11 protein-coding genes are annotated in these 11,779 nt (G+C 74.3%); 6 read left to right on the top strand and 5 right to left on the bottom strand.

From position 1 onward, the window contains the following. The first annotated feature begins 331 nt into the window (after positions 1-331). The 3 genes from ABD774_RS00620 to ABD774_RS00610 all read left to right on the top strand — a co-directional run bounded on the left by ABD774_RS00620 (position 332) and on the right by ABD774_RS00610 (position 3,863). Positions 332-613 carry a metal-sensitive transcriptional regulator gene (locus ABD774_RS00620; protein ID WP_345036463.1) on the top strand — a complete coding sequence of 94 codons (282 nt, stop codon included), beginning with the start codon at positions 332-334 and terminating at the stop codon, positions 611-613. 20 nt (positions 614-633) lie between these two features. Then, entirely contained in the window at positions 634-882 is a 249-nt protein-coding gene (locus ABD774_RS00615) for a heavy-metal-associated domain-containing protein (RefSeq protein WP_345036461.1), read from the top strand. A gap of 155 nt (positions 883-1,037) precedes the next feature. Beyond that, positions 1,038-3,863 (top strand): heavy metal translocating P-type ATPase, encoded by a 2,826-nt coding sequence (locus tag ABD774_RS00610; RefSeq protein WP_345036459.1) that lies wholly within the window; start codon positions 1,038-1,040, stop codon positions 3,861-3,863. Positions 3,864-3,959: 96 nt separating this feature from the next. Here ABD774_RS00610 and ABD774_RS00605 read toward each other — a convergent pair whose 3' ends face one another. The 4 genes from ABD774_RS00605 to ABD774_RS00590 all read right to left on the bottom strand — a co-directional run bounded on the left by ABD774_RS00605 (position 3,960) and on the right by ABD774_RS00590 (position 6,452). Further along, a complete protein-coding gene (locus ABD774_RS00605) occupies positions 3,960-4,637 on the bottom strand; it encodes an HAD family hydrolase (RefSeq protein ID WP_345036457.1) in 678 nt (225 codons plus the stop codon). Positions 4,638-4,739: 102 nt separating this feature from the next. Next, positions 4,740-5,027 (bottom strand): metal-sensing transcriptional repressor, encoded by a 288-nt coding sequence (locus ABD774_RS00600; protein WP_345036455.1) that lies wholly within the window; start codon positions 5,025-5,027, stop codon positions 4,740-4,742. Positions 5,028-5,058: 31 nt separating this feature from the next. Then, positions 5,059-5,532 carry an HPP family protein gene (locus ABD774_RS00595; RefSeq protein WP_345036453.1) on the bottom strand — a complete coding sequence of 158 codons (474 nt, stop codon included), beginning with the start codon at positions 5,530-5,532 and terminating at the stop codon, positions 5,059-5,061. Continuing rightward, on the bottom strand, positions 5,529-6,452 hold the full coding sequence (locus ABD774_RS00590; RefSeq protein WP_345036451.1) for an alpha/beta fold hydrolase: 924 nt from the start codon (positions 6,450-6,452) through the stop codon (positions 5,529-5,531). Before ABD774_RS00590 ends, ABD774_RS00595 begins: the two co-directional genes overlap by 4 nt. Positions 6,453-6,552: 100 nt before the next feature. Between ABD774_RS00590 and ABD774_RS00585 the strand changes: the two genes are divergently transcribed. Continuing rightward, positions 6,553-7,146 carry a TetR/AcrR family transcriptional regulator gene (locus tag ABD774_RS00585; RefSeq protein WP_345036448.1) on the top strand — a complete coding sequence of 198 codons (594 nt, stop codon included), beginning with the start codon at positions 6,553-6,555 and terminating at the stop codon, positions 7,144-7,146. A 361-nt stretch (positions 7,147-7,507) separates the two neighbouring features. After that, positions 7,508-8,287: a CPBP family intramembrane glutamic endopeptidase gene (locus tag ABD774_RS00580; protein ID WP_345036945.1), complete on the top strand. Its 780-nt coding sequence runs from the start codon at positions 7,508-7,510 to the stop codon at positions 8,285-8,287. A gap of 24 nt (positions 8,288-8,311) precedes the next feature. Here the strand turns inward: ABD774_RS00580 and ABD774_RS00575 are convergent, their stop codons facing one another. Further along, complete coding sequence (locus ABD774_RS00575) at positions 8,312-8,905, bottom strand: HdeD family acid-resistance protein (RefSeq protein ID WP_345036446.1); 594 nt, start codon at positions 8,903-8,905, stop codon at positions 8,312-8,314. Positions 8,906-9,061: 156 nt separating this feature from the next. On the opposite strand from ABD774_RS00575, the gene ABD774_RS00570 reads away from it, so the two are divergent. Next, positions 9,062-11,770: a lysylphosphatidylglycerol synthase domain-containing protein gene (locus ABD774_RS00570; RefSeq protein ID WP_345036444.1), complete on the top strand. Its 2,709-nt coding sequence runs from the start codon at positions 9,062-9,064 to the stop codon at positions 11,768-11,770. Positions 11,771-11,779 lie beyond the last annotated feature (9 nt).

Genomic DNA, 11,779 nt, shown 5'->3' with positions numbered 1-11,779 from the left:
CGTTCGCGCGGACTCCTCTCGCTCGCGCGTAGCGACCCTGGCGGTCGAGCCGGCCGGTCGAGCTCCGAGGCCGTCGATCGCTCGTCGGCCGGTCGAGCACTCCGGGCGAACGCTGCTGGGCAGGCGAAGTGCTCCCGGGCAGATGAAGTGCTTTCGGGACCACTTCGTCTGCCCAGGAGCACTGAGCCGTCGACCGCACCGTTCGCAGCAACGTCGACACAGGCAGAAGCCGGAAGGACCAAGGTCCCCTCGACACGGATACCCCCTAGGGGTACCGTTTCAGTCGGGCGCCGACCACAGGGGTCGGTGCACACGGACGGGGAGGGGCGTCATGGCCGGCTACAGCGGCACGAAGGACGACTACGCCCGGCGGCTGCGTCGCATCGAGGGCCAGGTGCGCGGCATCGCGCGCATGGTCGACGAGGACACGTACTGCATCGACGTGCTCACCCAGATCTCCGCGGTCACCAAGGCGTTGCAGGCGGTCGGCATCGGCCTGGTCGAGGACCATCTCGGCCACTGCGTCGTCGAGGCCGCTCGGTCCTCCGACGAGGAGGGCCAGGAGAAGGTCACCGAGGCCGCCGCGGCGATCGCCCGACTCGTCCGTTCCTGACCACCGCGCGAGGAGAACCCATGAGCACCACCGAGATCGACCGCACCACCGTCGTCGACGTCGAGGGCATGACCTGCGGCCACTGCGTCCAGCACGTGACCAGCGAGCTCGAGGCCCTGCCCGCCGTCAAGAACGTCTCCATCCAGCTCAACGCGGGCGGCGTCTCGCCCGTCACGGTCGTCTCCGACACCGTCCTCGACGACGACGCCCTCCGGGCCGCCGTGGACGAGGCCGGCTACACCGTGGCCGGGATCCGCCGCGACGCCTGAGCACGACACCGCAGGCGCCCGACGAGCACCCGCGCACCCGCGTCGCCCCGGGTTCCCCCTGGGCGGCAACCCGCAGGCGCCCAGACGGCGCTCCCAGTGACGGCTCCGGCCGGCGACGAGCCGGCCGGGCCACCGTCCACCCAGAAAGGTCTGGCGTGTCCACCTCCACCGATCCCCACGCACCGCTCGCACCCCTCGCCGAGGTCGACCTCGCCGTCGACGGCATGACGTGCTCGTCCTGCGTGGCGCGCGTGGAGAAGAAGCTCAACAAGGTGCCGGGCGTCGTCGCGACGGTGAACCTGGCGACCGAGTCGGCGCACGTCGAGCTCACCCAGGACGTCAGCGACGCCGACCTCGTCGGCGCGATCCAGGCGGCCGGGTACGCCGGCACCGTCACGCGCCGCCGCTCCACCGCGCCGGCCACGGGGACGACGGCGCAGACCGCAGGCTCCGGGGGGACGGCGCAGACCGCAGGCTCCGGGACGACGGCGCAGCCGGCCGCCCCGGCCGTCCTGCGCGAGGTGGACCTCGCCGTCGACGGCATGACCTGCTCCTCCTGCGTGGCGCGGGTGGAGAAGCGGCTCAACAAGGTCCCCGGCGCGACCGCCACGGTCAACCTCGCCACCGAGTCCGCGCACGTGACGCTGACCGAGGACGTCGACCCCGGCGACCTCGTCGCCGCGGTCGCGGCGGCGGGCTACACGGGCCGGGTGACCGGCTCCCGCGGCCCGGCCGGCGCGTCGGCCGGTGCCCCGTCGGCCAGCGCGACCACCCCGCAGCCGGACCGCCCGACCACGACCTCGCAGGCAGGCCGCCCGACCGGCACGACGCCGGCGGACGGCGGGACCGCCTCGGTCGCCGGCGACACGGTCGGCGCCAACGCCCACGACACCTCCTCCCCCGCCGAGCGCCGCGCGGAGGACCTCAGGCGCAGGCTCAGGATCTCCGCGGTCCTCACCCTCCCGGTCCTCCTGCTCTCGATGGTCCCGGCGCTGCAGTTCACCGGCTGGCAGTGGGTCGTCCTCCTCCTCGCGCTGCCGGTGGTCACCTGGGGCGCCTGGCCGTTCCACCTCTCCGCGTTCCGGGCCGCCCGCCACGGCGCGTCGACGATGGACACGCTCGTCTCCCTCGGCGTCACGGCGGCGACGCTGTGGTCGCTGTGGGCGATCACGCTCGGCGGCGCCGGCGAGATCGGCATGCGCATGGAGTTCACGCTCTTCCCCGCGCAGGGCGAGCACGGCATGACCCCGGAGCTGTACTTCGAGGTCGCGGCCGTGGTGACCACGTTCCTGCTCGCCGGCCGCTACGCCGAGTCCCGCTCGCGCCGTCGCGCCGGCGACGCCCTGCGCTCCCTGCTCTCCCTGGGCGCGAAGGACGTCGCCCGGGTCACGCTCGACGCCGACGGCCGCCGCTCGGAGGAGCGGGTGCCGATCGACACCCTCGCCGTGGGGGACCTCTTCGCCGTCCGGCCGGGCGAGAAGGTGGCCACCGACGGCGTCGTCGTCGAGGGCATCTCCGCCCTGGACACCTCGCTGCTGACCGGAGAGCCGGTCCCGGTCGACGCCGGACCGGGCGACGACGTCGTCGGTGCGACGGTCAACACGTCGGGCAACCTGCTCGTGCGCGCCACCCGCGTGGGCGAGGAGACCACCCTCGCCCAGATCGGCCGCCTGGTCAGCCAGGCGCAGACCGGCAAGGCGCCGGTGCAGCGGCTCGCCGACCGCATCTCCGCCGTCTTCGTGCCGATCGTGATCGCCCTGGCCGTCCTCACCTTCGCCGCCTGGCTGCTGCTCGACAACCCGCTGCAGGCGGCGTTCACGGCGGCCGTCGCGGTGCTGATCATCGCCTGCCCGTGCGCTCTGGGCCTCGCGACCCCGACGGCGCTGCTCGTCGGCACCGGCCGCGCCGCGCAGCTCGGCATCCTGATCAAGGGACCGGAGATCCTCGAGTCGACCCGTCGGGTCGACACGATGGTCCTGGACAAGACCGGCACCGTCACCGAGGGCCGTATGCAGCTGGCCGACGTGCTGGCTCCCTCCCTGGCGCCCACCCGGCACGTCGTGGGCGCGGCAGCGGACACCGGCGTCGACGACCTGCGCGCCCAGGTCCTGCACCTGGCCGGCGCCGTCGAGTCCGGCAGCGAGCACCCCATCGCCCGCGCCATCACCGAGGCGGCCCGCACCGGCGGCACCGCCCTCCCCCGCATCAGCGGCTTCTCCAACCACGCCGGCCGCGGCGTCTCCGCCACGGTCGACGACGGCGGCACGCCCCGCGAGGTGCTCGTCGGCCGCCCGTCGTGGCTCGCCGAGCAGGGAGTGGGCGGCGTCGGGGAGGACGACGAGGTGGCCCGGGCCCACCGCCACGCCGAGGGCGACGGCGCGACCGCCGTCGTCGTGGCCTGGGACGGCGAGGCACGCGGGGTGCTGGCGCTGCGGGACGAGGTCAAGCCGACCTCCGCCGAGGCGGTGGCGCAGCTGAAGGAGCTGGGCATCACGCCGCACCTGCTGACCGGGGACAACCGCGCCGCCGCCGAGCGCGTGGCCGCGCAGGTGGGCATCGCGCCCGAGAACGTCATCGCCGAGGTGCTGCCGGACCAGAAGCTCGACGTCGTCAAGGACCTTCAGGATCGCGGCCGGGTGGTCGGGGTGGTCGGCGACGGCGTGAACGACGCCGCCGCCCTGGCCCAGGCCGGCCAGCGCGGCCTCGGGCTCGCGATGGGCACCGGCACCGACGTGGCCATCGAGGCCTCGGACATCACGCTCGTGCGCGGCGACCTGCGATCGGCCCCGACGGCGATCCGCATCTCCCGCGGGACGCTGCGGATCATCAAGCAGAACTTGTTCTGGGCGTTCGCCTACAACGTGGCCGCGATCCCGCTGGCCGCGCTCGGGCTGCTCAACCCGATGATCGCGGGGGCGGCGATGGCGGCGAGCTCGGTCATCGTCGTCGGGAACTCGCTGCGGCTGCGCCGCGCGGGCTGAGGCATCGCCGGGGCGACGGCGCCCAACCGGCCGAGGCGACGGACTCAAAATCCGTTCAATGAGGGGGCGGCGCGCACGCTGCGCGCCGCCGTCGTCCTAGCGCCCTGTGCCGACGAGTCCCTCCACGAGCTCGACCGTCACCTCGTGGAGGCTGCCGACCACGGCCGCGGCGAGCGCTAGGGCGTCGTCGGCGGGCGGGAACGCCTCGTGCGGCACGGCGATGACCTTCATGCCGGCGGCCGCCGCCGAGCGCAGCCCGTTGCTGGAGTCCTCGATGGCCACGGCCCGCGCGGGGTCCACGCCGAGCAGCTCACAGACCTTCGCGTAACCGTCCGGGGCCGGCTTGCCCGCCGCGACCTCCTCGGTCGAGACCGTGGCCCGGAACCGCTCGGTGAGCCCGAGCTCGCGCAGGACGGCGTCGATCAGGCGGCGGGGCGAGGACGAAGCCAGGCCCAGCGGCCAGCGCTCCGAGAGCCGCTCGACGGCCTCGACCGCGCCCGGCAGGGTGGGCAGGTGCTCGTGGTAGCGCGCCGCCATGGCGCCGATCGTGCGCTCGGCGACCGCCGCCGCGTCCCCGTCGACGCCGACGGTGCTGGCCATGTACTCGGACCACTCCGGCGTGGACATGCCCATCATCGCGTGGGTGGCCTCCTCGGGCCACGGCACGCCGTCCCGCGCGGCGAGGCCGCGGCGGACCTCGTCCCAGATGGTCTCGGTGTCGGTCAGGATCCCGTCCATGTCGAAGACGACGGCGGAGACGGCGGACTCGTTCATGCCCCCATGGTGCCTCACCACCGCGTCACGCCTTCCGTCCCTCGCCAGGCGTCCGGGCCGCCACGTCCCCGCAGCGGCCCGGGGCCCGGCATCGCCGGCGCCTCAGTGCCTGAGGTGCTCCTCCAGGACGTCGACGGCCAACCCGTCGAGGGCCGAGACGACGGCGGAGATCTCCCGCAGGACCACGGCGCGCTCCTCACCCCGTCGAACCATGCGACGGATGCGCCGCACCTGACCCTCGATATCCTCGAGGCGCGCGCCGGGCCTCGACCCGTGGGCGCGGGGCCGGGCTCTCTCGCGCTGCCCGATCTCCCGGAGCCGCCGTGCGTTCTCCGCCTCGCCGACCAGGTCGCGAGCCCTCAGCTCGTGCAGATCAAGCCACATGTCCATGTTGTGCCCTCGCCCTTCCGGGATCGCCCTGTCACCAGTGCAGGCGGTACGGGTAGGAGCGGACGAGGACGCCCGCGACGACGGCGACCGCCAGCAGCGCGGCCAGCGCCGGCAGGACGCCGCCGAGCAGGAAGACCCACTCGGTGCCCTGCAGGCCGACCATCGCCGCCCCGGCCGCCGCGGGCGGGTGGGAGACGCGGGCCACGGCGGTGACCAGCACGGCGAGGCCCGCGGCGACGACCGCGGCGGCGGTCGAGCTGCCCCACGTGTCCACGATCGCCAGGGCGACGACCAGCGAGAGGCCGTAGGCGAGCACGACGGTCCGCGTCCTGGCCAGCGGGCTGCCCGGGGCGGTGGCGAGGATGGTGGCCGTCGCGACGAACGGGATGGCGAACGTCGGCAGCCCGAGCAGCTCCAGGCCGGCCAGCGCCGCGAGCATCGCAGTGGCGATCGCGCCGGGGACGAGGAGCCGCGACACCCCTACGGGCGCCTCCACGGCCGTCACGGCTGATCACCGAGAGCGTCACGGAGGAACTCCCGCACCAGCCGGCTGATCTCGGGCAGGTGCGTCTCGAGGGCGAAGTGCCCGGCGTCGAGGAGGTGGATCCGGGCGTCAGGGAGGTCACGGGCGAAGGCCCGCGCTCCCTCGGGCCCGAAGATCTCGTCGCCCCGGCCCCAGACGGCGAGCAGGGGCGGGCGGTGCTCGCGGAACATCGCCTGGAACGCGGGGTACTCGTCGAGGTTGAAGAGGTAGTCGGCGAACAGGTCCAGCTGGAGCTCCGCGTTGCCCGGGCGGTCGAGCCTGGCCTGGTCCAGGGTCCAGGTGTCCGGGGAGATGCGCTCGAGCCGGTCGGCCGGGACGCCGTGCGTGTACTGCCAGCGGGTCGCCTCCAGCGTCAGGAGCGCACGAACGGCGGTGTCGTCGGGGCGCTCGCCGGCGGCCCGGGCGGTCGCGTAGGTCACGAGCGGCTCCCAGAACGAGGTGAACCCCTCCTCGTAGGCGTTGCCCGACTGGCTGATGATCGCGGTGACCCGCTCGGGCTGGCGCGCCGCGATGCGCAGGCCAATCGGGGCGCCGTAGTCCTGGACGTAGAGGGCGAACCTGCCGAGGCCCAGCTGGTCGAGCAGGCCCAGCGTCAGCTCCGTGAGGAGCTCGAACGTGTAGCGCACCTGGTCGGCGGGCGGGGCGTCGCTCGCGCCGAAGCCCAGGTGGTCGGGGGCGAGGACGTGGTACTCCCCGGCCAGCTCCGCCATCAGGCCCCGGTACATGTGCGAGCTGGTCGGGAAGCCGTGGAGCAGAACCAGGGTGGGCCGGGCCGGGTCCCCCGCCTCCCGGTAGGCGAGCGTGTGGCCGCCGACGACGGCGGTGCGGTAGCGGACGGCCCCGCCGGTGGCGGAGCGGGGGGCCAGGGCTGTGGTCGACATGGTGACTCCTCGTGGACGGGCGACGTGGCCGAGAACGCTCGTTCTCTCGTGCGTCGCTACACTAGGAGAACCATCGTTCTCGGTCAAGGAGGTTTTCGACGTGGCAACCCCGGACCCCGGTTCCGACCGTGAGGCGCTCGTCGGTGCGGCGTCGTCGCTCTACTACGAGCACGGCATCCAGGCCGTGGGGATGGACGCCGTGCGGGCCGCCGCCGGCGTGCCCCTCAAGCGGCTGTACCGCACCTTCCGCTCCAAGGACGATCTGATCGAGGCCACGTTGCGGGAGCGCGACGCCGCGATCTTGACGTCCGTCCGTCAGTACGTCGACGAGCGGCGCCCGGCTGGCGCGGAGGAGGCCGTCCTGGCGGTCTTCGACTGGATGTCCTCATGGTTCGCGGAGGAGACGTTCCGGGGCTGCGCCTTCATCAACGCGTTCGGGGAGCTCGGGGACGACGCTCCCCGCGTGGCGACGGCGGTCCGTGACCACAAGCGCGCGTTCCGCTCGGCGCTCGCCGAGCTGGTGTCGGGGCTCGAGCTACCGCCGGAGCGGGCGGAGGCGCTCACGGAGCAGCTCTACATCGTCGCGAACGGTGCGATGGCGACCGCGCCGATCACCGGCTCGCCGCAGACCGCCCTCGACGCCAAGGCCATCGCCCGCGCGCTCATCGCCGGCGCCCGCCGCGAGCCCGCCTGACGCACCCGCCCTGCAGGGTTGCCCGCGGCCTGCTCTCCCGGCAGGGTCGCCCGCCTGACGCACGTCCGGCACGGCCGGCCACCTGACGCACCGCGTCTGGCGACGTCGTCCCGGCAGGTTCGTGAGGGACACTGAGCCGGTGGACGACAGGACGATCCCCGCCGGCACGACGCCCACCACGGCGGCGCAGTCCGTGGCCGCCGCCCAGTCCGGGGCCGCCACCCAGACCGGGGCCGCCACCCAGACCGGGGCCGCCCGGACCGCTGCGCCACAGCCCGCCGAAGCACAGTCCGTGGCCGCCGCCCAGTCCGGGGCCGCCGCACCAGGGCCCGCGGAAACGTCGACCGCCACGGCGGCGCAGATCCCGGCAGGGGTCGCTCTCGGTCCCCTGCGCTCCCGCCTGCGCAGCGAGGTGCTCATCGTCCTGGGGCTCTCCCTGGGCCAGTCGGCGGTCTACGCCCTCGTCAACATCGTGGCCCGGCTCACCCTCGTGACCCCGCTGGGCCAGCAGAGCACGGCGATGAACCCCTCGCGCTCGCCGCGCCCGTACCTCGACCTCACCTACCAGCTGCTGTCGATCGGCTTCGCACTGGTCCCGGTCGCCCTCGCCCTCTACCTGCTCTCCGAGCCGGGTCGCCGGGCCACCGCACGCATCGGGCTGGACTGGCGGCGCCCCGGGCGCAACCTCGCCGCCGGCGTGGGCCTCGCGGCGCTCATCGGCGTCCCGGGCCTGGGCCTGTATCTCGCCGGGCGGGCGCTGGGCATCACGGTCGAGGTCCAGGCAGCCACCCTGAACGACCACTGGTGGACCGTGCCGGTGCTCGTCCTCGCCGCGCTGCAGAACGCCCTGCTCGAGGAGGTGGTGGTCGCGGGGTACCTCATCGAACGCCTCGAGCAGCTGGGCTGGCGACCCCCGGCCGTCCTGGCCGCGAGCGCGGTCACGCGCGGCGCCTACCACCTGTACCAGGGGTTCGGGCCGTTCCTCGGCAACGTGGTGATGGGCCTGATCTTCGGCCAGTACTACCGCCGACGACGCCGCACCATGCCGCTCGTCGTGGCGCACACCCTCATCGACGTGGTCGCCTTCGTCGGCTACGCGCTGCTCCCACCCGGGGCGCTCGCGGCGCTCGGCCTGGGCTGAGCACCGACCCCCGACGGCCGACGCTCAGGCGGCGCGGTCGAGCTCCCGCCACGCCCGTCGCAGCCGCCAGCCGTGGGCGATCAGCGCGGCGCCGGCGACCAGCGACCCGATCCCGACGACGACCGTGACCAGCAGCAGCGCCGCCGTCGGGAAGAGCATGAGCAGAACCCCGAGCAGCGCGAGAAGGACCCCGGCGACCACGCCGCCCGACCAGGTGCCCGGCGCGAGGGCCCGGGTCTGCACGGAGACGGCGAGCATCACCATGCCGGTGACGAGGGCGGCGGCGCCGGTCAGCACCATGAAGCTGTTCGCGGTGATGGACGGCTGCCACACCAGGAAGAGCCCGGCGAGCACCCCGGCGACGCCGCGGACGAGCCGCCAGGACGACCCCCACTGGCCGCGCGCGAGAACTCCCTGCACGACCGACACGACCCCGTCGGCCAGCACCCCGACGCCGAGCACGGTGACGACCGCCGCGAGGGAGGTCAGCGGGGCCAGGAGGAGCGCCACCCCCACCAGCAGCGTCACCACGCCGCGTCCGAGGGGCACCCGCCACGAACGGGCGGTGTAGCGCGCGAGCTCCCCGCGCAACCGCGAGCGCGGGTCGGTCCAGGACATCGCTCCTCCTCGCGGCACGGCCGCCCACCCCCGTACTTGGTTTTACCCAGCCAACCATACCGTGCTGCGCGCCTCGCCCGGACGCCCGGAACCGCGGCGCACCGCGCCCGGCAGGGTCCGCCGTCGGCCCGGGGCGCCCGCCGTAGACTCGCCAGCATGAGCCTGCATCCGGGGGACGGCGGCGCCACGATGCCCGCGACAGCCCCGGTGGAGGACGTGCCGCCGAGGCGTGAGGTGCTGCTGGTCGACGCCCCGCAGACGCGCGTGCGCCGGCCGGGCGACCTGCTCGCCCTCGTCGCCTCGCTGCTCGGCATCGGCTTCGTCCTCGTGCTGGCGGTCTACGCCCACGCCACCACGCAGGGGGTGACCGAGGACGTCCAGTCCGCCGTCGCGAACGTGCTGCGCCAGGTGCTCCTCATCCCGGTCACCGTCCTCGAGGGCCTGGTCTCCTTCTTCGTCCCGCTCGTCGTGCTCGTGGACCGGGTGGTGCGGCGCAGCTGGCGCTCCGCGCTGGAGGCGCTCGCCACGGGCGTCGCGGCCGTCCTGCTCGCCGTCGGGGCGCTCTGGCTGCTCGACACCGTCGCGCCGGCCTCCCTCACCCAGGGCCTGACGATCACCTCCGAGGGCGACACCGTCATCGGCCTGAACGTCTACGCCGCCGGCATCGCCGGCGTGCTCACCGCCGTGGGCGACCGCTCGCACAGCCGCATGCTGAAGTGGTCGTGGAACCTGCTGTGGATCGTGCTGGCGCTGTCGGTGGTGCAGGGGGACCAGACGCTGCCCGGCGCGTTCGTCGCCGTCCTGCTGGGCCGCGCGGCCGGGCTGGCCATGCGGTACGCCTCGGGGGTCGCGCACGAGCGGGCCACCGGCGTGCACCTGGTGCGCGGGCTGCGGCGGGCCGGGCTGGACCCCGTCAAGGTGGTGCGCATGGACCCGGTGCTGACCGGCACCCACGCGCAGGCCTGGACCGTGACCACCTCCTCGCCGATCGGCTACACCGAACGGCTCCGCGAGCCGTCGGGGGTCGCGGCGGACGACGACGTGGGACGCCACCGTCCCGGCGCCGTCCCGCCGGAGCCGGCCACCCCGGCGGACCTGCTCGCAGCCGTCGACCAGGAGGGCTCGACCGGGGACACGATCGTCCCGGACCCGCTCACCGACCCGGGTCAGATCCTGCAGGAGGTCTCCTCCTCGGCGGTGCTGACCCTCGACGTCGAGTCGGCGCACCGGCTCTACGCCATCTGGGACGCCGAGGGGCTCCGCCACGACGTCACGGTGCTCGACGGCGACCGGCACGTGGTGGGCGTGCTGGCCTCGATGTGGGAGAGCATCCGCCTGCGCGGCATCGACCGGCGCCCCGCCACCACCCTGCGCGAGGCGGCCAACCGGGCCGCGCTCATGGCGTTCGCCACCCAGGCGGCCGGGGTCAGGACGCCCGAGCTCGTCGGCATCACCGAGTCCCGCGACTCGGTCCTCATCGTCCACGAGCACGTGCCGGGCGCCCGCCGCCTCGACGAGCTCGCCCCCGACGAGCTCGACGACGACCTGCTCGAGCAGATCTGGGCCCAGCTCCGGGCCGCGCACGCCAAGGGGCTGGCCCACCGCGACCTGAGCGCCGACGCGGTGCTCGTCGACCGGGCCGGCCTGGTGCGGATCATCTCCTGGGAGAACGGCGAGATCGTCTCCTCCGAGCTGTCCCGCCGCATCGACCTGGCGCAGCTGCTCGCCATGCTCGCCGTCCTGGTGGGCACCGAGCGCGCGCTGGCGTCCGCCGCCCGCGTGCTGACCCGCGACCAGCTCGCGTCGATGGCTCCGCTCCTGCAGCCGGTGGCCCTGCCCGCCACCACCCGCGCCGCCGCCTCGAACCTCAAGGACCTGCTGGCCACCCTGCGCGAGGAGCTGGTCGAGCTCATCCCCCGCGCCGACGTCGCGCCGCTGCAGCTCAACCGGTTCTCCGTGCGCACGGTCGTCACGCTGACCGTGGCGGTGGTGGCGGTGTGGGCGCTGCTGTCCTGGCTGAACATCGAGGAGGTCACCGCGGCCGTCGCGGCGGCCAACCCGGTCTGGATCTTCGTGGCGTTCGGCATGGGGCTGCTCACCTACGTCGGGTCGGCGATGGGGCTCGCGGCGTTCGCGCCCGAGCGCCTCGGCCTGTGGCGCACGACCCTGGTGCAGGTGGCGGCCTCGGTGGTGTCGCTCGTCGCCCCCGCGGGCATCGGACCGGCCGCCCTGAACCTGCGCTTCCTGAACAAGGCGCGCATCTCCACGCCGCTCGCGGTCGCCACCGTCGGCCTGGTGCAGCTCTCGCAGTTCATCACCACGGTGCTGCTGCTCGCGGCGGTCGCGCTGCTGACGGGCTCGGCGGGCACGCTGAGCGCGCCGTCGGGCTCGGTGATCCTCGCCGTCGCGATGGTGCTGGTGACGATCGTCGTGGTCCTCCTCGTCCCGGCGGTGCGCGCGTGGGTGTGGGAGAAGGTCGCGCCGACGCTGCAGCAGGTCTGGCCCCGCGTGGTGTGGGTGGTGTCGAACCCGCGCCGGCTCGTCATGGGGATCGCCGGCAACCTCATCATGACCGCCGGGTACGTCGCCGCCTTCGGGGCGTCGCTGGCGGCCTTCGGGTACACGCTCCCGCTCACCAACCTCGCCATCACCTACCTCGCGTCGAACTCCATCGGCGCGGTGGTTCCCTCCCCCGGCGGCATCGGCCCGGTCGAGGCGGCCCTTACGGCCGGGCTGACGCTGGCCGGCATCCCGGCCGCAACGGCCGTGTCCGTGGCGATCCTCTTCCGCCTCCTGACCTTCTGGGGCCGCGTCCCGCTGGGCTGGGCGGCACTGCGCTACCTCCAGCACAAGGACGCCCTGTGACTCCGGACG

The organism is Georgenia daeguensis, assembly GCF_039537705.1.
GTDB lineage: Bacteria > Actinomycetota > Actinomycetes > Actinomycetales > Actinomycetaceae > Georgenia > Georgenia daeguensis.
The sequence above is the reverse complement of the archived record's forward strand: the minus strand, read 5'-3'. Positions and strand labels throughout refer to the sequence as shown.